We start from the raw sequence: 22,802 nt of genomic DNA on the forward strand, positions 1-22,802 counted from the left end.
AACAAGTCTAACAATAATGCACGCTTAGCAAATAAAGACGTTTACTTATAAACGTAAATAACGTCGTGATTATTTTACAGAAAGCAGCAATATAAAACTTAACCCATTATCTTAGCGAAAATGCTCGTAAAATACTACAATGAGCGCACAAGTAACCTTTTTTAAGTACGTGAGCAAGCTTCTTCTATCATGTAGGTAACATGCTTCAATCAATTGGTACTTTTTAATGTGATAATTTTTAATAATGAAAAATAATGACAGGTAAGGATATAGAGATGGGCAATCGTTTAAGCAAAATTTATACTCGTACTGGAGATGATGGCAGTACCGGCATGGCAGATGGCAGCCGCGTGAGTAAAGCTGATAGTCTGTTCAGCGTGATGGGCGATATTGATGAGCTTAATTCTCATATTGGCTTAGCACGCTCGCAGCTCACGCAAACGGTGACTGACGCTACTCAAAAAGCAGATTTTTCTCAAGCATTGATTATTATTCAACACTTATTATTCAATATCGGCGGTGAGCTTTCGATGCCAGAATATGAAGGTGTCAATGCGACTCATACCAATTGGTTAGAGCAACAGATTGACGCAATGAATAGCACGTTGCCGCCGCTGAAAGATTTTATCTTACCGACAGGGTCGTTATTGGTTAGCCAATTACACGTGGCACGTACCGTCTGTCGCCGTGCTGAACGCCAAGCAGTACTGTTACAACAAGAGCGTCCACAAGCCATTCGCCATACTGCTGTCAGCTTTATCAATCGCTTATCCGACTGGCTGTTTGTCGCCGCACGCTTTTGCACGGATCCTGAGCAGGTCTCTGAAGTCCTATGGGACAGCCAAGTATTACAAAAATTCACTGATAACTGATAACTGATAACTGATCGATTTAACGTAAAATGTAAAACGCCCACAACTTGAAGATTGTGGGCGTTTTATTATCAATAATTCTACTTTATTGACCATGCTTTACTTTATAGATCAGTAAGTAGCGTTTTCATCTTCAATAATCACCATATCGATACTTTCATCTTTAGGTGTAGATTTTGGCGCTTCTGGGGTCGCAGGTGCAGTGGTGCTAGGCGTTGTAGCGCTGCTACCTTGATTGTTTTGATTCACACTCGGCGGCGTAGCAGGTGTGGCTGGGCGCACAGGGGCAGCTGGCGTTACTGGTCTTGGCTGATTGTCGTTATTAGTTTGCGCTGTTTCACGGCGGCGTTCTGCTTGCTGTGCTGCACGTTGGGCGCGCTGCTCTTCCAATGCTGACTGATATACTGAGCTTGCCACTACTTCTGATACAACCGTGAGCAATGCTGGCTGTCCAGCGATACGGGTACGTATTTGTCCACCTTGCGTACCGACGACATAAGTAAAGGCATCATCAACGAGCATGTTGTTATTGATACGAATATTGTCTTGGGCTAAACGAGATTGCAAACTTGGTTGGTTATTAGCCGCTTGAACTTGGCTGGCTTGATACAAGTCTTCACTCGGCAAGGTCATGCTAACACTAGCCTGACAAGTCGTCATACCGTTGGCATTGGCTGCTTGTAAGGTCGCGGCATTTTGTATATCGATGACGATGCCATTGGTTTTAGTAGTGACAACGCCACTGCTTAGACCAATCTCTGCATCGTTAGCATAACTTGTAGCCAATGTTTGCGCTTGTTGATTGAGCGTATTTTTTAAGGCCGATTTGAGGCGATCTTGTACTATTGGGTCATCACAACTAACCGCAGTGGCAGCTGCATTTTCACTGACCTCTGTTTCTTGCTCTGTAACCTCTGCCGTTTCAGGAGTATCTTCTTTTTCTGAGCGGTCACAACCAGCAAGCGCTAAACTACATGCTATGCCAACACCAGCAACTTTGTACCACTTGCTCAAACTTTTATTTGCTACGCTCATATTTATTTTGCTCCAATTTACTGATTCATACCGCCACCGACGGACAGTATTTGACGTTCAAACCATGACACTCAAACTAAAACAATGAAAAAAATGGTTAAATCAAAAATGTTCATTGTGATAGATTTGAAAATCACATTATTATACGGTGTTTGTATTAAATGGTCATTAGTGTAGCCTATTGATATACAAATAACGTCTAACATTGTGCCCAAAACCTAGCTTTGGTTGCAAAAACGCAACAAATACACAGTCAGAACAAATACATGGCTAGATGCTCAGCTAAATTTTCGAGCATTTAAAGAATGTTATAAATATTTTGTTAGACGCTTTTTATTAGAGATTATATGATGACGTTCCAAACATTCTATGGTTATTCATTATGATAAACCTTAAAAACACACTATTACTCGGTCATCGTGGCGCTCGCGGTGAAGCATTAGAAAACACTTTATCAGGGTTTGAGTATGCTCAACGTTTACAAACAGCTGGTGTAGCCGGTGTTGAGTTTGATGTACAGCTCAGCAAGGATGGAGAGTTATTGGTCTTTCATGATGACGACTTAGAGCGCATGTGCGCGCAGCAATCACGCATCGACCAGTTAAGTCTTATTGAGATTCAACGCCATTTACAGTTCGGTCATCAGATTATTACTTTGCCAAGCATAGCGCCTGCACTACATGGCTTTACTTATATTGAGCTTGAGGTTAAAACGCATAATAGAACTGATTACGACAAATTGATAAAGGCTTTGATGCGTGACCTAGTCGATAGCCCACTTGCCAGCCTACCTATTGTACTGACCAGTTTTGATGTAGAGCTGCATGCACGACTACAACGCAATAAATTATTAACGCACGTCCCACGTGGATTGCTTATTCGTACGCCTGGCTTATTGGTAACTGCGCCGAATACTGCCTTGCAACTTGGCTGTGTGCAACTTGGTATTTACTACCCGCTTCTTAATAAAGCAGTCATTCAGCATTGTCATCGATATGACTTGCCTGTGAGTGCGTGGACGGTCAATGATAGCGATACGATTAAACAGCTTATAGATTGGCAGGTCGACGTCATTATTACCGATTATCCATCCACTCTTCTGCTACGTTAAACATGTTAACTATGTTCGAACAGAAGCTGTGGTAGCCTACATATTTATCGTTCTACTTACACTTTTACTTAAGAACTGATAAGTCATGGCTTATTTATCATCATAGATGGTATAAACGATACAAGTTATTGTTATTTAGCAATATTTTTATAGTGTATAAGTGTTCACTTTACTAAGTATTTAAGGTAATATAGAGGCTTAAATTAATACCGCTAGGGATATTATATGATTGCAAAAAAAGCACTTGGCTTACCGCTTAAAGGCTTACGTTTCGCTATCAAATCTGGTGACACACTTGTGAAAACCGCCAGCACTCAAGTCACGCGTTTTAAGACACGTTTCGATGAGAATAAAGCGAAAAACTCACTCGATGAAACACCGGTTGCCAAACGCAACTATGCTAATACTTCTGGAGAGCAAGATGTCTCTACCAGTGCGGACAGCATCGATATGCGCGAGTTTGAATTCACAAAAGCACCAATCAACTGGATTCCAGCGACTATTCTGGTAGCCACGCCTATTGCTGCTGCTATCATTACCCCATGGTATCTGTTTACCCATCAAGTCAGCGCACCGGTTTGGGGCGTGTTTGGTGCCTTTATGGTATGGACGGGTATCAGTATTACAGCCGGTTATCACCGTTTATTGTCACATCGTGCTTATAAAGCGCATCCGATTGTCAAAAACTTTTTATTGCTTGGTTCTACCTTAGCGGTTCAAGGTTCAGCATTTGACTGGGTTTCTGGTCATCGTAGCCATCATCGTCATGTTGATGATCGCTTAGACGATCCGTATTCAGCGAAGCGTGGCTTTTTCTTTAGTCACATGGGCTGGATGCTACGCAACTACCCTAGCGGTAAGTTTGACTATAAAAATATTCCTGATTTGACCAAAGATAGAACCTTGCAGATTCAGCATAAATATTATGGTCTATGGGTCGTGGCGCTGAACGTTGGTATGGTTGCCGCCATTGGCTGGTTACTAGGTGATGTTTGGGGTACCTTAATCGTTGCTGGTTTGCTACGCTTGGTTTTGACCCATCACTTTACCTTCTTTATCAACTCGTTATGCCACATGTTTGGGACGCGTCCTTATACGGATACCAATAGTGCCCGTGATAACTTCTTCTTAGCTATCTTTACGTGGGGTGAGGGTTATCACAACTATCATCACTTCTTCCAATACGATTATCGTAATGGCGTAAAATGGTGGCAATATGATCCAACCAAATGGCTCATCGCTGGCTTATCAAAGCTTGGCTTGACCAGCGAGCTACGTACCGTTGATGACACAACCATCAAGCATGCTGAAGTACAAATGCAATTCAAAGCGGCACAGCAGCAGATTGATACGGCAACGTCAAGTGGTATTGATATTCCTCATGCGATGAAAAGCTTCCAAGAGCGTATTAAGTTTGAATATGATGCCTTTACGCAGACAGTCGAAGAATGGCAAGCATTAAAAGCAAAAACCATTGAGCTGAAAAAGACTGAGTTTGCTGATCGCTTACATGAAGTTGAAGATGAGTTGAAGCAAGATTATGCCAAGATTGAACAAAAAATACTGGCGCATAACAGCAACTTGAAAACAGCCTTTCGCGCAATCGGTCAAGACGCCAAAGCTGCTTAAGCTTAACGGCTGATTAATAATTTAGCCTTGATATTGTGACGCTTCTCCTTCCCTCTATCTGTCAAAGATAGGGGGATTTTTTTGTGTGTTAATTACAAGAGAGGGACAGAGTGCAATGCTGCTATATGCAGGCTATGTTATAGTGAGTTTATTCTCTTTATACCTCAATTGGACCGGCTCATATGCGCTATCAAAACACTTATGTCAAATTAGACACCCGCCTTTATCATGAGCAGGTGCCGACACCATTAGACAATCCTCGTGCTGGTCATTTTAATACACAGGTTGCACAGCAACTAGGCTGGACAGAAGATGAAGATTTGATGGCACGCTGGGTTGAGATACTCGGTGGGCAGTACGTGCCTGCCCAGTTTCAGCCGTTATCAATGGCTTATGCAGGTCATCAATTTGGACAATGGGCAGGACAATTGGGTGATGGACGCGGCTTATTAATGGCGCAAGTACTCGATAATAATGATAAGTTGCAAGATTTACATCTTAAAGGTAGCGGCCTGACACCCTACTCACGGATGGGTGATGGCCGTGCCGTCTTACGCAGTACCATTCGAGAATATTTATGTGGTCATGCACTGACCCAGCTTGGTGTGCCCTCCTCTAACGCTTTGGGTTTTGTGGTATCTGATACGGCTATACGGCGCGAGCGGATGGAAGCTGGGGCGGCATTGATGCGTGTGGCTGACAGCCATATTCGCTTGGGTCACGTTGAGTGGATTGCCAGTTTCGCGCCCGATTTACTCGCTGAATTTACCGACTATATGATCGATACTTATTATCCAGAGTGCCGTGATAATGAAAAGCCCGTATTGGCGTTCCTGCAAACAGTGGTCGAACGTACGGCACGCATGATTGCCGATTGGCAGCTGACTGGTTTTGCTCATGGGGTCATGAATACGGATAACTTGTCGATTACCGGCAGCACCTTAGACTTTGGACCTTTCGGCTTTATGGAACGTTTTAATCCGGCTTGGGTTAACAACCACTCCGACCACACAGGACGCTATGCCTACCAAAACCAACCTGCCATCGGGCACTGGAACCTGAACATTTGGCTACCACACTTTATGCGCTTGACTCAGGCTGGTGTCACGCGCGAAACGTTGGCGGATTGTTTAGCTCCTTATGAAGCGACTTTTATGCAGCACTATCAACAAGGGCTATGCCGCAAGCTGGGACTGCCGCATGCAAAAGAGAGCTTAACATTGGCTTTTGAGTTTCTAACCTTGTTAGAAGATAACTTGCTCGACTATACCAATAGCTTCCGGGCATTATTGGGATTAATTGCGCCAAGCGAGCATCCTTATGAGCAGCAACTACTGGCAACGATGATTGCTGAGCTAAAAGATGAGCCATTACAAATATGGCAAGATTGGTCAGAACACTATTTATCGCAAACAAAACCGCTTTCTAGCGAACAAGTGATTAGTAGCCTACAAACTAACAATCCCGTTTATATCTTGCGTAATAGCATGGCTCAGCGTGCCATTGTGGCTGCAGAACAAGGGCAATTTGGTGAATTAAATCGAGTATTTGAGTTGCTTGCCAACCCTTATACTATAAATGATACGGCCATCGAACTTGATACAATACCACCTGCCCCTCATGCCCCGCAAATGCCGATCAGCTGCTCATCTTAATAAGTGGCTTATTCTGTAATATTTTGAAACACTATAAAATTAAGGTTGATATTTAGCGCTGTTTTTTGGCATTATCAACTAGATAAATAACGAATATCAATTTATTATATTGTTTGCGTATTTCATGGCGCTTAACATGGCGCTTAACTAGGCAACCAATTACCAATAATGCTAGAATAACTATTTTGCAAGATTGTTGTTTTTATGCTGATGTCTAGTCGCCAATCACGACCCTGTAACTATCAATGTACGCTCATTATCATATCTTATGATTTTTGAGCATTAGGCATTAGTTTTTATCACCATTTACTTTATTCCAATTTATCCTAACCATGGCAATTATTATGAATGACGATATCACTTTGAATACGGACACCCCTAGTACGGAAAAAGAGCAGTTTGAACAAGCTGCCTTGCATTACCATTCACACCCACGACCGGGTAAGATTTCGGTCACCCCTATCAAGCAATTGGCCAACCAACGTGATCTGGCACTGGCCTATTCTCCAGGGGTCGCGGTACCTTGTCTTGAGATTCAAAGAGATCCTTCTTTAGCAGCTAAATACACCGCTCGTAGCAACTTGGTCGGTGTCATCACCAACGGTACCGCGGTATTAGGTTTAGGGAATATTGGTCCATTGGCGTCAAAACCTGTGATGGAAGGTAAAGGGGTTCTATTCAAAAAATTCGCGGGTATCGACGTTTTTGATATTGAAATTGCACAAAATGATCCAGATAAATTCATCGAGGCAGTTGCGTCTCTTGAGCCTACTTTTGGTGGTATCAATCTAGAAGACATCAAAGCACCAGAATGTTTCAAAATCGAGCGCGAATTGCGTAAACGTATGAACATTCCAGTATTCCATGATGATCAGCACGGTACTTCCATTATCGTGGCCGCGGCAATGCTCAATGCTTTGTTGATCACTGGCAAAAAGATTGAAGACCTCAAAGTTATTTGTTCAGGTGCAGGCGCAGCAGCCATTTCATGCCTAAACATTATCTGTGCACTTGGCGTTAATAAAAACAATATCTACGTTTCTGACTCACGCGGTATTATTACCACTAGCCGTGAGAATCTAGACGAAACCAAGCAAATGTATGCGCGTGATACAGAAGCAACTACTATTGAAGAGCTCATCGATGATGTCGATATGTTCTTAGGCTTATCTATGCCGGGCACATTGACAGAAGATATGGTTCGCCGTATGGCAAAAGACCCTATTATCTTTGCGCTTGCTAATCCAACGCCTGAGATTATGCCAGAATTGGCACATGCCGTCCGTCCAGACGTCATCATGGCTACTGGTCGCTCAGACTATCCTAACCAAGTAAACAATGCATTGTGCTTCCCTTATATCTTCCGCGGTGCGTTAGATGTTGGTGCCACGACTGTTAACGAAGAGATGAAGATTGCTTGCGTAAAAGCAATCGCTGCGATGGCGCATGTTGAAGCAACACCTATGAGCAACGTTAAAAACGTTGAAAGTACGCCAAGTTTTGGTCGTGAATATCTCATTCCAGGACCACTTGAGCCAAACTTAATCATTGAAATTGCTTCTGCTGTTGCTAAAGCGGCGATGGATTCTGGCGTTGCGACACTTCCTATCACTGATATGAAAGCCTATCGCCAGCGTTTATCTGAGTTTGTCTATAACTCCGCGTTTGTCATGAAGCCTATCTTTGCACGTGCAAAAGCAGATCCAAAACGTATCGTTTACTGTGAAGGTGAAGACAGCAATGTATTGCTAGCAGTACAAGTGGTCGTCGATGAACAGTTGGCTCACCCTATCTTGGTCGGTCGTCCTTCAGTGATCGCAAATAACATCGCCAAGCTAGCATTACGCTTGAAAGATGGCGAAAATATTACTATTGTCAATATTGATGATGACCCACGCTACAACGATTACTGGAAAGGCTACTACGAGAAAAACAAACGTAGTGGTGTCAGTATCGAGCTTGCTCGCCGTGATGTCCGTCGTAAAACCTCTTTAATCGGTGCACTTTTGGTTGAAAATGGCGATGCTGATGGCATGATTTGTGGTACATTCGGTCATTATCAACTGCATTTAAAATATGTAGGCGGAGTGATCAATAAAAAAGAAGGCATCAATGATTTTTATGCAATGAATGCAGTGCTCATGCAAGATCGTAATATCTTTATTGCTGATACTTATATTCATGAAGATCCAACTGCTGAGCAATTGGCTGAGATGACTGTATTGGCTGCAGAGCAATTGCGCCGCTTTAGCATCACACCGCGTGTGGCGTTGGTGTCACATTCAAACTTTGGTACTTCTGACCGCGCTAGCGCTGTCAAAATGCGCAAAGTACATCAACTGCTGACAGACATGAATGTCGACTTTGAATTCGATGGTGAAATGCAAGGTGATGCCGCACTTGATGAGCATATTCGTGCCAATGACTTGCCTTCGAGCAACCTTAAAGGTTCAGCAAATCTGCTTATCTTGCCAACGCTAGATGCGGCAAACATTGCCTTTAACCTGCTTAAGACAGCAACCGGCAGCGCTTCTATTGGTCCTATTTTATTAGGCGCAAGCAAACCTGTGCATATCCTAACGCCATCAGCCACAGCGCGCCGTGTGGTTAATATGACGGCACTTGCGGTGACTGAAGCCCAAGATTTAGAAAATGAGGCAGCAGCTGCCGCTAGTGTATAAGTGATACCGCTATACATTGATCTGCCACTATTATTCGTTAAGGGTAGCAGTCTGCTATAATCAAACCATTCAGTGCCATCATAATAAGGCACTGAATGGTTTTTTTTGGTCTATCACTTATTAACCTAGAATGTGTTTGCTTAGCATTTAATACTTTTATTTTTATAACCCGATTAAAACTAAAATAACTAAAGAGGTTACCATGCAAGTCTATCTCGTTGGCGGTGCAGTACGTGATCAGCTATTAGGACGCTCTATCAAAGATAAAGACTTTGTCGTTGTCGGGGCAACCGTTGCAGAAATGCTTAATGCAGGGTTTCAACAGGTAGGCGCAGATTTTCCCGTATTTTTGCATCCTGTCAGCCGCGAAGAGTATGCGCTCGCACGTACTGAACGCAAACAAGGTGTTGGCTATCAAGGTTTTAGCGTCCATGCCAGTCCAGATGTTAGCTTAAAAGACGATCTGCAACGGCGCGATTTGACCATCAACGCTATGGCCATTGAAGTCATAAGCTTAAGCAATGACACCCCTATAAACGGCGAAGTGATTGATTACTATGGCGGACTGACTGACATAGAAAACAAAACCTTGCGTCATGTATCCAGCGCCTTTAGCGAAGACCCTTTACGCGTGCTTAGAACGGCTCGCTTCTATAGCCGCTATTATGATTTGGGTTTTACCATCGCCGATGAGACTTTAGCGTTGATGCGTGAATTGGTGCGCTCAGGAGAGCTTGTGCACTTAAGTAGCGAGCGTATTTGGCAAGAGTCGAGCCGCGCGACGATGCAGCTATCCCCTCATGTATACTGGCAGCAGCTGTTTGAAATCGGGGCGCTCACAGAATATTTTGCGCCATTAAATCAGGCTTGGAATCATGCTCACATACGAGAAACTGTGCAGACAGCGCTGTATTTTGCCGGTCAAATGCAGTTAAATTTATCACAGCGTTGGGCAATCTTAATGGCTAGCCTCAATTCGTCGTTATTTGATCTTAACGCTAATGATTTAAAGCCTGATGAATCGAAGACAGCTGCCAAAGCGATTAACGAGATAGGCAATACGGCTAAGGTACCAAAAGCACAAACCCAGTTTGCGACTCTATTCGTACAACAAGCTGAGAAATTAAGGGTAATCAATCAGCTTAATGCTGCTGGAAAAATTGACCTTATTCAAGCTTGTAGCGCCCATAAGGAGCCTGAAAAACTCTCGCAGCTGCTCGTATGCAGTCACGTATTACAACTAGCTATACAGCACCATCAGATGATGTTGGCGTTGGATAGCTTCCATAGTATTAGTATGAACGATATCGAGAAAAACCTTAAAGGTCCAGCGATTGGTGAAGCCTTGAGACAACATAGAATTGAGCATTTACAAGCGCATAATATGCCTCCAAAGCTATCTTAAAAGTCAGCTTAAAAACTGTGTCAAAACTCACTTTAGATATTAACGCCAAATACTGATTAAAACTCTCCTATGACTCAAAAGACAAAAAACATCCAACCACTAGTCCGTACAAATGACCCTGTGATGCTGGTGACTGGTAGCGCTAAACGCATTGGTGCGGCTATTATTCGCGCAGCACATGAGCAAGGCTATCGTGTCATTATCCATTGTTATCATAGTGAGCACGAAGCGAACACACTAGCAAATGAGCTTAATGAAACTTGGGCTAATAGTGCAGTGGTCATTCTTGCAGATTTAGCAGTCGTCAATGATACCAAAGCTTTAGCACAATTCGTCCAAACTATTATGCAAGCATTTGGGCAATTAGATGTACTGGTACATAACGCCTCACGTTTTTACCCTAGCCCGCTTGGCAGTATTGATCAATCACAGTGGGATGAGCTGTTTTTAACCAATGCCAAAGCGCCTTTATTGTTAAGCCAAGCGTTTTATCCTTATTTGAAAACGCAGCAAGGTTGTATTATTAGCTTACTTGATATCCATGCGCATGATAAACCTTTTGGTAATTATGCTGTATATAACATGGCAAAGGCTGCGCATCGGATGATGGTTCAATCTCTGGCGCTTGATATGGCGCCAGATGTGCGTGTGAATGGTGTTGCTCCTGGCGTAAATATATTACCTGAAGCCGATAGCGATCAAGCACTCGATAGTGAACAGCAAAAAAGTATTATCGACTCTATTCCTATGCAGCGGATAGGCAAGCCTGATGAAATTGCTCATAGTGTGCTCTATTTAGCGCAGGCCAGTTATGTTACTGGCGAGATAATAACGGTAGATGGTGGGCGAAGTTTGACGCTGGCTGGCGGTAGTTAGTAACAATTAATCAAATAGTATGCCCTACTTGCTAACTTTTACTTGAAAATATTTAAAAATCAGGTATCATTGTGCGTCTAAAGGGCCCATAGCTCAGTTGGTTAGAGCAGAGGACTCATAATCCTTTGGTCGTAGGTTCAAGTCCTACTGGGCCCACCAAATTCAAACCCTTACAGTCATTGACTTGTAAGGGTTTTTTATTGTCTAAAATTTATACGAATGCATGGGTGTAATTAACTTTTTGATACTATCTTGATACTTTGACCCTTGTAGTAATTAAAGTATGATGACTACTAACACTATGGTTATGTACTGCTGCATGGGTGATATATGAAAGTTAAACTTACCAAAAAACTTATTGATTCAGTAGACTATACCGCTAAAGGTACTGAAATCTATATGGACGATGTGCTAACTGGTTTTGCGCTACGTGTAGGCAAGCAGTCAAAGCGCTATACATTGCATAAGCGCATCAATGGAAAGCTGTATAGAGACGAAGTAGAAGAAACGCATTTAATTACACTAACCGAAGCACGTGAAAAAGCCAGCATAATGATGGCAAACATAAAAAAAGGTATACACGTTTACGATGGCCTTCATGAGAACTTGGAAGAGCCGAAAGATAAGACCAATAATGTACCAACACTTAAAGAAGCTTATAGCTATTTTAAATCAACAAAGACTGGGTTAGCTAAAGGCACAATTACCACTTATGATCGTCAAATATTACATAAGCTGAAAGACTGGCTAAATATTTCTCTAAATGATATTACTAAGTCCATGGTAAGTGAGAAACATAGAGAGATAAGCAAGCAAAGTAAAGCTCAAGCTGACGCAACTATGAGAGCTCTAAGATCAGTATGGAATTATTGCCGTGATAGCTTTTTAGATGATGACGAAGACTTTTTAATCAAAGAGCAACCTGTGCGCATACTCAATGCTAAGAAAGATTGGAATAAGGTAAAGCCACGCACTAAACATGTAGAAGAAGAGTATTTAGGTACGTACCTTAAAACGCTTCTAAACTATGTGGATAGAAGCTCACACATGCAAGCGCCTCATAGCAATAACGCACGAGATATCATGTTGTTTTTTATGTTGACTGGTGTGCGTTTAAACGAAGCGCAGTCTTTAAAGTGGTCGGATATCGATCTCAAAGCTGGTAAAATAACATTTAAAGATACAAAAAATGGGTACGATCATGAGATACCTACTAGTGATATTTTATACGCTATACTGAAAGAAAGGTGGAGATTAAGTGCTGGTAAACATTGGGTATTTCCAAGCGCTTTGCAAGCCAGCGACGACCATGTAAAGGATTTGAGTGCCAGTTATAAAGCTATAGATAAACAAATCGACCTACATATCAGACCACATGATTTACGCCGTACTTTTGGAACGGTAGCTAATAGCTTAAACATCAGCTATCCGGTCCTTAAACGGTTGCTCAATCACCGCGAAACTAAATCAAGCGATGATGTTACTCTACAGTATGTTCAAGTATCACAACGACAGTTAAGAGACGCTTTAAACTCAATAGAGTCCTTTTATTGTAAGCATCTTGGCATGACACAAAGCGATTTCATAAAAGCACTTATATAGATCAAAGCTGCAATTCTTATCAAACTTATCGACCGAACCTAGTCCATAGCTTTTAAAATCTCACTAAAAGATAGCTAATACCATTAATAAATAACCTAGATATTTAAGCACCCCCGATGATGCATAATAGTGATCAGTGGTAGCCAAGTTTTTGTCAGAGTGTTTACGTTTTTTCTGTACTACCCTTACCTCATAACCGTGAAAACTCTCACGAGCACCGACACGTATTGAGCTGTTCAGACTCAAGTCTTTTTTAACATCACTTACAGCTTGCTCGCTATATGCCCTAACCTGCCAATGACTTGCATCAATAAGATGACAACCTACTAGCATAAAACTCTGTAGCATCTCCAGCTGGGTCTCCTTAATACCAAAATGAATCGATGAGTTATTTAAGTTTTGTTTGTGTGCAAATATCTCAATAAACATTCTCAACTGCTCAGGATTCTTTATGGACATCTGATAAGCTCTATCCAATGCTCTAATCATTACCTCCTGATTTTTACTACCTTTAGGCCTACCTAGTAATAGCCTGTCATCATTGAACAGCTTACTAGCGCGCAGATATAAACATTTAGATTCATTTAGACTTATACCATGTCTAATAGCAACTTCAGGTAACAGCTCACCTAGAGAGTTTTCTTTTAACTCCTGCAGCTCCTCTAGAAAACCTATGACGTCCGCATATTTAGGATGAATGAAAATTGAATTTGTATTCGACTCTTTAAATTCATTCAAATTACCGTTTAACAGTTGCTGGCTAGCATTGCTATTAGGTTCATCTATATTCTTAAATAACGGGGTTTTATTAACAGCTGTTTTTTTAAGAAAGTATGATCTTATCTTATTTAACTGCACAGTCTTTGTCGTTGCATCATAAGCAGTTTTGTCTTGACTATAAATGATTGAGTAATCTAGTCCTGTTATCAGCTCTAAAACTGTTATAGGTAGCTCCAAGCAAGCGTTACTCAGCCGCTCCCCTACCAGCAGATGAGCAGTATGAATATAATGCTCGAAGGTTGTGTCGCACGTTAAATGCCCTGCAAAGCTAGCCAGCCCAAACCAGGAGCCTTGATCCTTGTGATAGCCAAGGACGCCTTTTATTACTTTTTCGCACTGCTCATTATCATAATCAGTCATCACCTGTGCCAATGGCGACTTACTTAGTACTAACGCCAGCTGACTAATCGCAGTATGCCTAAAGCTGTGAAATGTGAAGTCGTGCTCTCCTAGCAATCTGTCCCAAATTAACTTCATGAGATTACTAAAAATCACACTGGGTAACGGCTGATCGCCTGAACCTTGAGAAAACAAGTAACGACGCTTCAATCTTTTCTGCTGACGATATAACTGAGTAAGTTGTTCTAGCTCATCTTTCTTAAATAAGCAATTAATGGGTATAAGGCGGCTTGCGCTGCTACTTTTCAATCTCCGATAGCGATTTGGTCTTAACCATATTTGTGGCTGCTCTATTCGTTGTCCATGCTCATCAATATAGATGTCAGCTATATCACGAACTTTAATACCGATAAGTTCTTTAATTCGCAACCCTGTTCGATACGCAAGACTTAACACTACTAAGCAAAGGTTTTTCTGTTCATAGTCTAAATCTGAGTTGACCAGATACTCTTTCATCGCATGATATATCCGAGGTGATATCATGTTCGCATTTACCACTTGGCGTTTATTACCCCATGGAAAATACACAAATGGCGCATTATAGTACGCTCGCTGATAATCATGGAAAGCTCGCAGTCTGCCGTAAGTAAATTTTTGAGTATCTTTGAGCTTATCCAGATATGAAACTTTGTTTTTGTTTATATGCTCATTATTCAAGCCATTGAGACTACCTTGACTTAACACATCGTCTGTACAGCCAACTAAATCATCATCCGTATCTAGATTGTCTTCGCCAAAGCCTGAGTCTTTGTTCAAAATAGACTGCTTTCTTCCATCCTTAATCTTACTTTGAATAATCTCCTCATAGACAGCTTCAAAGTCCTCGTCAGACCATTCATCAAGATTCTCATCCATTGTTAGCATAAGCCAATCCCGACCAATACATCCCAGATATTTACTGATGGTATCTAACCTGTTATTGCTATCATTCAATAAGCTCTTTACCCATCCTAAAAGACGCATGGCGTTGGGTTGGGTTAACTCCTGCTGTAACAGCGCTACTTGTATAATAGCGGATGCTTTACTGCCTTTAAGGGCATCTTGAACCTCTTTAATGAGATTCTTGCTAAATCTTGGATACTCTCTGCTATTGGTACTTCTTTTTTCTGACCCTGAATAACTTGCTACAAATAACTCTGACCAAGTAAGCTGCTGTGGGTTTGATTTAATCACCTCTTGATTATAATTAATAAGCTTATTTGTGGTTAAGCCAGTCGTTTTAATCTTGCCTTGTCTAACAATAGCCAGCGCACTATCTATATCGCCCCCCTTCATCTGCCGCCAATGATAGTCAGCGTATTTTATTAATTGCGATAGATGCGGTTTACTTTTATCTTTATTTTGTAGTTTTAGCTTCTTACAAATATCACTAATAATGGTTTCAAACGATTTCACACCTTCTCTGTTCAGCTTTTTATCTTTCAGCGCATATAGAAAGCAAAGTGTCATATCGTCAGGTATGTACTCTACATAGCGCTGTAAGCTTGTATCAGACATACCCTCTGAAGTATGACTTTGCGTATGAGAACAACCGTAATTGTCATCATTAATACTTAGCAAGATTAGCGCCAAACTCTCGCTGCCGACACCTGAACCTGATAATTCATCAGTTGCTGGTATCTGCAATTGATATATCTCACGTTCGCCTAGGAGCCCTTGATACAGTGCTTTTAACACATCTATGTCATTCAACCCCCCATACATCACGCTACAGTAGAGCACTGACTCAATCAAATCATTGTTTGAGAACCTTCTTTTTCGTTGCCACATTTCAATCATTTGCTGGCTAGCAAGGCTTACTTGAGCACCATTTACCATCCAATCATAAGATATTGTTAAATGATCACGCTCTGCTATGACTGGCACAACTGGTTCATCCAAACTCAGTTCATGAGCTTTGTTGTAACTCCGTATGTATTCTAAAAATCCTTGTCTGGCTAAGTAATAGGTATGCGCAGTATCAAAATGCACCTCAAGTATGCTACCAATGGTTTGATAGTATTCAGTTAGGTCTGTTCCTGTGGATATGTGATTGTCATCAACATAAGACGCTATCAAAACTTTTGCCTCATTTTTGATACTCTCATGACTCTTGCTTTTATTTTCTTCTCTTAACTGATGAGCAACGGCATTATCCATATATATTCACCTCAACTTGTCGTAGGTCAAGCTCAACTGCAACTTTATCTAAGTCAGCGGATAACTCTTTTAGCTCATTAATGGATAATGACGACATTGGATGCATAGCCTCCTGATCTGGATGTTCATGACCATATAAGGCGCAGACCAAATACTCAGGAGACCTATTCGTGAGTAGTGAACGTAATTGATGTCTTAGCCAATTATCTTGGTGACTAAAAAAATGTTTTATCTGATAGCGGACCTTACTAGGCGTAATACCGGTAAACCCTTTGGGGTTTTGGCTAAATAGCTGAATGAGTGGCTGAGTAGAGTTCAAAATTTTATTTATAGGAAATTGATCATTGGGATATATAGAATTATGCATGACCGCAAATTGTTTGATATATTCAATATAATTCTGAATCGCTGTGATTAAGAAATCATTAAGAGGAATAAGCCTTCCCTGCCCTTGCCCCTGACGCTCTTCTTTATCCGACACCCATAACAGCCTTTGCCTAAAATCAAATTGATTTAAAAGCCCAAGCGCATGCTTTACGGGTCTAATCCCAGTCTGAATAAATATGATGTGCCATAGCCAGACGCCATAAGCATTAAACTGCTCAATATAACGGTCCTGCCTTATGCTTACGTTCCGCTTTAATCGACCATTATAACTCTCAGCTGCCTCAGCAAGCTCATCAAAAAACTTTTGACAGATATCAGTGTTTAAAGCCATATCGCTGCCTACGTGCCTTTTATATTCATTACTCTTAATTTTAGATGCACTATATTGGCGAAGCTCACCTTGGCTGTCCGCAGTACAGTATTCGGTCAATAGATGTATAGCGCTGTAGTAGGTCTTTTCTAAGCTTATCGTCTCAATACTGGTGTAATACAAGGGCGAGCTGTGTTTCACATCAACCCCAGTAATCATGTCAGCATGTAATGGCTCTTGCAGCTCATTCTTTATAACCTTGTATAAACAAGCGTCAATATGCTGATTTGATAATGCTGGTAGCTCTAGCTGAGTTTTTAAACTTGCCAGCACTTCAGAGACTTCATCGCTATCCACCAAAAACTTATTTGCAATAACTGCTTGCAGTTTAGCTGGCAGAGGTAATTTAAATTCATTATCATGGCTTTGACGATGCGGCAGTAAGTGGCTTCTACGATTAGAAGTCACATTAATCGTGTTACTCATAGCATAACTATCAGCAGCCGAACTGCTCTCATGACTCAACCACTTGTGCTGACTTTTATCCAGTTCTAACTCATAAATCACGTCTTGTATCTTCCGACCACTTAGCATTGATAGCAATATAACTGCATAAACCTGACGCTGCCTATAACTGACAATAATAAAAAGCTGCCACACCCGAGCAAATAGCATTTGATAGCTTAGTAGGCTTAGTTGACGTAGACTGGTAGGAAAATAAAACTGGTTACGGCGGGCATGTCGATAATTGTTTTTTAGCTTCCATTGCTGTAGTTCTGAGGATTTAGCGGTTGTACTGGAGGGTTTAAAGTCATTGTCTAGGAGCGCAGGCGGGTCATCATCAGCAATATTTTCAGCGTCCGCCACGTTATCATTTTTATGGGGTCTGCCAAATATTGTCGCTCTTAGTGGTTCATTAGTACTATCAAAGTATCGCTTATTAGCGTGTTTTTTACTAAGCTCATTATTTTGTGAATTGGTATAGGTTTTACTTACAAACGCTTTGTTCTCTGCAACCACTTCATAAGCAAGTCTGATCTGGCCAATTTTACCAGCCAACTTTTTATTAACGATCCTGCCTAACTTTTCATCATTTCCGATTTGGGCTTCGTATTGACGTAACGACGCTAATGCATCTGTGAGTGAAGCATGTTGAGCATGAATACTAATCAATTTTTTAACAATCTCAGATTGTGGGTTATTGTCCTTTAAGCCCATCCTTAGACGCACACTTAGCTGATTTACTTTGGCGGAGTGGTCATCCTTACGTATAGCAATCATAATAATTATTTGCAGATATGCACTCATAAACTGCCATGCTTCACTATTAGTATGTACTTTTCCATACTTCTGGTAAAAGCAGACCAACATATAAGTGACTGCCCAATCCTCAATATTTTTTTCTTTGACGACTGTCCTGACGATAGTTTCACATTCAGACGATGTAAATACTGGCATATCTAGGCTGGCATGTTCACCAACGCAAAGGCAAAAGCTAGGTTTAATCTGAATAAGATTAATAAGTAGATTTTGCACTTTTATATAGTGCGGTGAGTCAAATGGTACTAGCTGATCTAGAACCACTTTGAACTCCTTGTTATCAAATTTCTTTGTATTCATTAGGGTGGACCATTCAGCCAGTTCATATTTTGAGGAATACCTATAACACGCTCTTCTAGTGCATATTTACATTGCATATATTCATAACTACTTTGACTAATGCCTGCAAAACGGCAATAGCCTTTTATAGTTAGATATCTAATACCCATTAGTTGGCATATGACGTTTTGAGGTGCAGTACTTTTAAGTGCATTAAACAAATCAGGGTGATGAATGTCTTTTAAAAACATCAAATTTATAACTTCCATCCATGCCAGCTGCTGAATATCTTTAATACTTTCAGGCGTAATTAAACACGGGTAATCACTCTCTAACCTTAAAACCTGATTAACGCTCTGGAAATCATTAAAGAAATAAAAAGTATTGTCCCCTCCATCAATTAAGGGGAGTGGTGGACGGTAAAACTTATCAACATACTGCGTATTGATGTAAGTAACCTCAGGTTTAAATCTCTGCCAAACACATAAAGCCTTCTCAGCATAACTATGCACAAGCAAATTACTTTTACTGGGAACTATGAGTTTTTGTCTTGGCCTAAATTTAATATTTTTCATCATATTTTTATAAATAGTGAATATAATTCATGTTATCTAATAATGACTTAGGTGTCAAATACTTTAGTGCTATGGTGCTCAGAATCGGAAAATGGCTATAACCTTTAAACATTTCGAATTGTTTTAAGCACAAAAAAACCTCTTAAAGCCATAATCTATATAGCTCTAAGAGGTTGTTATTTTTTAGGTTTTTACTAGGTGGGTAGCTCAGAGTTGGGGTTTGAGTGTTGGTTTTTTATTCTTGAACTCTTAAGTTCTGAAACCGACTAATAGCCTTAACTACTAAAAACGGGGATATGCTTTAGGAGTTTAAATTTGATTAGCGACCGTTCGTCGGTTAAAAAAATAACCAGTATTTCAGACGCTATAATCGATTCATCAGAAAGACAGCTAGTCATTCTGACTTAAATTAAAACTCACGAAAGGATATAGTCATGAAGCTCACAAAAATACTGATGGTTCTTCCGTTGTCGTTACTCTCTATTAGTGCCATTGCCGGCATGAATGATGTTAATGGCAGTACTAAGTGTACCACCGTCGACTCTATTAGTAAGAAGAAGGCCATCGTAAAAGCTTGTACTTACGATGGCGCAGTAGGAGGAAGTATGAGTTATGCCATTAGCCAGTTAAATTTCAAACTGCCTAATGGTAATACTTATCGTACCGTCAATGATGCTACGTTTGATTTTGATAAAAACGGAAACGTCCAGAATTTACAAGAAAGTATCTCAGTCAATGGTAAGGCAGCTGAAATTATAAATTTGCATCATAAAACATTTAAAAAAATCTCGGATAAAGAAATAGAAAGTCGTTATGAAAAGAAAAACCCTAACTTTTCTGATGTTTTACAATGTTTCAAATACATTAAGAAAGACGCTGCTTTCTGCGTACCTTATGAGTTTATTAGCAGTATGTCCTAACAATTCTTTAGCTATAATGCGTTCTTTACCCTGTACCTGAACAATCTACATTTATTTATTGGAGAAACTATGAAATCTATATCTATAACTTCTTTGGCCCTATTAGCGACCGCATCTTTACTATCTACAACTACCGTAGCTGCCCCTAGCTCTTCTAAAAGTATCAGCAGCTACAAAAGCAATGATATGGTTCATGTGTTTGGCTGGATGGAAGACGCTTGTACTGGTGAAAAGCCACCTTATAAAAAGATTGCTAAGAAGGATACAGCGTTTACAGAAAGTATTAGAGGTAAAACTGCAAACTATGAAGATGTTATTAAACCAAGGTCAAAATGGTCATCAGAATATCGGAGCACAATAAAAGATATAAAAATGAAAATAAATGAACCATACACTGAATACCGGGTAATTTTTAATAAAGGCGTTACCTACCGCGGTCTGCCTCTAGAGGAGTATACATTCAGTTTTGTACCTGAGTCATCAGGTGGTCAAAATATTTTAAAGTTTGCATCGACTGCGACTGTACCTACCATTATGCCAAATTTTCAAACTCGAACCATGGAATACTGGGGTGAAATGGAAAAAAGAGGGGCCGAATACGACTCTAAAAATAAAACGGTTACCTGCTATTTTTGGTAGATATATCATTAATATAGAGAATTTAAGTGAAATTGTAATAAGCTCTTAGTTATATAGGGTCTAAAAAAAGCCCCAAAATTTATAATATAAAATTTTGGGGCTTTTTATATGTAGTGATTTACTTAGGTAAAGATTATTAACCTTAGGACTTGAGTATAATAATACCGTTATTATGATCCAGCCTACTGTTAATTAACTATTTGAAATAGCAACCTTACCAATCACAGGTAATAGTTTTTTGTTTTGCGTTGAAAATCAATGCCCTATTTCCTTTGTCTCCTGGCATTTTTATTTCATATCCACTGGCATTATTTTCTAGTACCTTCATGTGTACTGGATTAATTTTTGGTAGTTTGAATTTCGGACGTAAAGACTTGAATTTATTATCTTTAAAAAATAGTGTTAAATGTCCCCATTCGTCACCTGATAGCACTTCAACCTTTGTCAAAGGCATACCAAACGCAGTAGAATCTTTTAACGTATAAGTGGTAATAATCTCTTCAGACTCATCACTAGTATCACCTTTCACTTTTTTGCTAGCAATTGATGCTTTGTAGCGATTGGGTATATCAGTATACTGAAGATCCTCATCACATCCTAACAACATTGGCTTTAAATACGGTGTCCAGTCTGTGGCAGCGTTGGCGACGGTTGTTTGACCTAAAAACGCAATGCCCAAAATTATTAACGATTTTCTCATCTGTCTTTACTCTTATATTATGATTGTTTAATTGGCGTTCAGTCTTAAAATACTATTTAAATTATATTAAATACAGCCTAATACTTAGATCTATAAAAAATATTTATAAACTACTACATCGCCACCACTTGTCTTGGAATGCCAAAATACTTTGCTGTACAATATTGACAAACCCGTTATCGTAGAGTTGATACTTTGACCAACAGTACTACCTATCATTTTAGTTTCAGCACAGCCTAATAAGGTAACTAATAGCAAGGGTTTCATAATTTAATCAATTAATATTAAATTATGTTGGATAAGTATTAGATATCAAAAGTACAAATGATACTGCTAATCTCACCATTTTTGCTTCTCAAATATTCAAGGGCATTCTTGTATTCAGGCTTATAAAAATCCTCAAAACTTTTAGCTATACCATAACTGGTTGTAATACCAGTATCAGCCTCTTCTCTGATCGCATATACATAAAGCGGTTGACGATCTTCTTTTTGCCATTTATAAAACCGCTTAGAAAATAAAGAGTCATTCTCTTCATCACAATTAGATTTGACTCGAGTCAATTCACTTTTTTTAAAAATATCTTCAAGTTCATAGACCGCACTAGCTGACTTATATTCGGCTGCATCCTGTATAGAATTAATAGTAATGGCATTAGGTTGTAGTTCATTACCTTGAGCAAAAATACCTCCGTAACTATCTAAACTATTATTTATATAGTAGTTAAAACCTTCAGGTGAATATCTATCTTGAACAGGAATTTGGTTATGCCACTCTTTAACATCAGGTGTATTTGAAAGTGTTTCCCAATTCCAATTATCGTTTAGCGTTAAAGCGATGTAATCAGTAATCTTAGAAAATCTAGGCGGGTTTTCTTCTTCGACAACCTTTTCTTCAATAACAACGACCTTATCTTCAGCAACTACTGGCTCTACTGCAACCACCTCTTTGTTAACAGTCGAACCTTCAGTAGTGACTTCTTGAGTAGCTTCTGCTTTTTTATTGTCCGCACAGCCAGATAACGCAATAATACTGCTGATAGCAACCAATGATAAAACATGACTTGATTTCATAATTTAAGTTCTTAATATTGTTAAAAAACTAGTAGAATAATTCTACGAAGAAGAGTTGGTATTTGCCAAAAGAAATAACAAGGTATGTATAAATCCCTATTGATGTAATGAGCACTTTTACAGCTTTAAATTCATAAGCCTATGGACCTTCTAGGCAAATAAAAAAGTCGCCCATTGTTTATATGGACAACTCTTAATGACTTAATAAAATGGTAATAGCTATTTACAGAATTTGGCAAAGAGGTTGTTCACTACAGGGCGAGGTAGTGTGTAATCAGCCATTGCTTCGGTAATCATCCCAACCATAAGACACTTATCAAATAGAATTAAGCGGCGTGGTTTAGTTTCTGCATTGGCGTAAAACCGCCATTGCCCATATTCGGGCGCTCGTGGTTGTAGTGATATAACCAAGCCT

At 40.1% G+C, this 22,802-nt stretch carries 17 protein-coding genes and 1 tRNA gene; 11 read left to right on the forward strand and 7 right to left on the reverse strand.

Translation table 11 applies throughout. The annotated features are described in order from the left end of the window. The first annotated feature begins 275 nt into the window (after positions 1-275). A complete protein-coding gene (locus EPB74_RS02830) occupies positions 276-872 on the forward strand; it encodes a cob(I)yrinic acid a,c-diamide adenosyltransferase (RefSeq protein ID WP_274902631.1) in 597 nt (198 codons plus the stop codon). A 111-nt stretch (positions 873-983) separates the two neighbouring features. Here EPB74_RS02830 and EPB74_RS02835 read toward each other — a convergent pair whose 3' ends face one another. Then, a complete protein-coding gene (locus EPB74_RS02835) occupies positions 984-1,907 on the reverse strand; it encodes a hypothetical protein (protein WP_274902632.1) in 924 nt (307 codons plus the stop codon). 382 nt (positions 1,908-2,289) lie between these two features. On the opposite strand from EPB74_RS02835, the gene EPB74_RS02840 reads away from it, so the two are divergent. The 8 genes from EPB74_RS02840 (at position 2,290) to EPB74_RS02875 (ending at position 12,866) form a co-directional block, all read left to right on the forward strand. After that, a complete protein-coding gene (locus EPB74_RS02840) occupies positions 2,290-3,018 on the forward strand; it encodes a glycerophosphodiester phosphodiesterase (RefSeq protein ID WP_274902634.1) in 729 nt (242 codons plus the stop codon). A gap of 450 nt (positions 3,019-3,468) precedes the next feature. Then, a complete protein-coding gene (locus EPB74_RS02845; protein WP_197684686.1) occupies positions 3,469-4,647 on the forward strand; it encodes an acyl-CoA desaturase in 1,179 nt (392 codons plus the stop codon). Positions 4,648-4,829: 182 nt separating this feature from the next. Next, positions 4,830-6,302, forward strand: coding sequence for a protein adenylyltransferase SelO (locus tag EPB74_RS02850; RefSeq protein WP_274902635.1), 1,473 nt, complete (start codon positions 4,830-4,832; stop codon positions 6,300-6,302). Between the two features lie 344 nt (positions 6,303-6,646). Next, positions 6,647-8,983 carry an NADP-dependent malic enzyme gene (locus EPB74_RS02855; protein WP_089555890.1) on the forward strand — a complete coding sequence of 779 codons (2,337 nt, stop codon included), beginning with the start codon at positions 6,647-6,649 and terminating at the stop codon, positions 8,981-8,983. A 202-nt stretch (positions 8,984-9,185) separates the two neighbouring features. Then, a complete protein-coding gene (locus EPB74_RS02860; protein WP_274902636.1) occupies positions 9,186-10,388 on the forward strand; it encodes a tRNA nucleotidyltransferase in 1,203 nt (400 codons plus the stop codon). A gap of 69 nt (positions 10,389-10,457) precedes the next feature. Next, a complete protein-coding gene (locus tag EPB74_RS02865) occupies positions 10,458-11,264 on the forward strand; it encodes a pteridine reductase (protein WP_274902637.1) in 807 nt (268 codons plus the stop codon). Between the two features lie 82 nt (positions 11,265-11,346). Then, a tRNA-Ile gene (locus EPB74_RS02870) sits at positions 11,347-11,423 on the forward strand. A 171-nt stretch (positions 11,424-11,594) separates the two neighbouring features. Further along, positions 11,595-12,866 carry a tyrosine-type recombinase/integrase gene (locus EPB74_RS02875; RefSeq protein ID WP_274902639.1) on the forward strand — a complete coding sequence of 424 codons (1,272 nt, stop codon included), beginning with the start codon at positions 11,595-11,597 and terminating at the stop codon, positions 12,864-12,866. 63 nt (positions 12,867-12,929) lie between these two features. Here the strand turns inward: EPB74_RS02875 and EPB74_RS02880 are convergent, their stop codons facing one another. Genes EPB74_RS02880 through EPB74_RS02890 form a run of 3 tightly spaced genes read right to left on the reverse strand, consistent with a single transcriptional unit; the run spans position 12,930 to position 19,058 of the window. Continuing rightward, positions 12,930-16,184, reverse strand: coding sequence for a site-specific integrase (locus tag EPB74_RS02880; protein WP_274902640.1), 3,255 nt, complete (start codon positions 16,182-16,184; stop codon positions 12,930-12,932). Beyond that, positions 16,177-18,501, reverse strand: coding sequence for a hypothetical protein (locus EPB74_RS02885; RefSeq protein WP_274902641.1), 2,325 nt, complete (start codon positions 18,499-18,501; stop codon positions 16,177-16,179). Before EPB74_RS02885 ends, EPB74_RS02880 begins: the two co-directional genes overlap by 8 nt. Next, a complete protein-coding gene (locus EPB74_RS02890) occupies positions 18,501-19,058 on the reverse strand; it encodes a hypothetical protein (protein ID WP_274902642.1) in 558 nt (185 codons plus the stop codon). Before EPB74_RS02890 ends, EPB74_RS02885 begins: the two co-directional genes overlap by 1 nt. A gap of 431 nt (positions 19,059-19,489) precedes the next feature. On the opposite strand from EPB74_RS02890, the gene EPB74_RS02895 reads away from it, so the two are divergent. After that, complete coding sequence (locus EPB74_RS02895) at positions 19,490-19,975, forward strand: hypothetical protein (RefSeq protein WP_274902644.1); 486 nt, start codon at positions 19,490-19,492, stop codon at positions 19,973-19,975. 69 nt (positions 19,976-20,044) lie between these two features. Further along, a complete protein-coding gene (locus tag EPB74_RS02900) occupies positions 20,045-20,614 on the forward strand; it encodes a hypothetical protein (RefSeq protein ID WP_274902646.1) in 570 nt (189 codons plus the stop codon). A 214-nt stretch (positions 20,615-20,828) separates the two neighbouring features. Here the strand turns inward: EPB74_RS02900 and EPB74_RS02905 are convergent, their stop codons facing one another. From EPB74_RS02905 to EPB74_RS02915, 3 genes are all read right to left on the reverse strand, one after another. Next, positions 20,829-21,314: a hypothetical protein gene (locus EPB74_RS02905; protein WP_274902648.1), complete on the reverse strand. Its 486-nt coding sequence runs from the start codon at positions 21,312-21,314 to the stop codon at positions 20,829-20,831. Positions 21,315-21,619: 305 nt separating this feature from the next. Continuing rightward, a complete protein-coding gene (locus tag EPB74_RS02910) occupies positions 21,620-22,387 on the reverse strand; it encodes a hypothetical protein (protein WP_274902649.1) in 768 nt (255 codons plus the stop codon). Positions 22,388-22,606: 219 nt separating this feature from the next. After that, the coding region (locus EPB74_RS02915) for a hypothetical protein (RefSeq protein WP_274902650.1) at positions 22,607-22,802 on the reverse strand (196 nt) is incomplete at its 5' end.

The sequence above is a fragment of the Psychrobacter sp. DAB_AL62B genome, from assembly GCF_028895345.1.
Taxonomy (GTDB): domain Bacteria; phylum Pseudomonadota; class Gammaproteobacteria; order Pseudomonadales; family Moraxellaceae; genus Psychrobacter.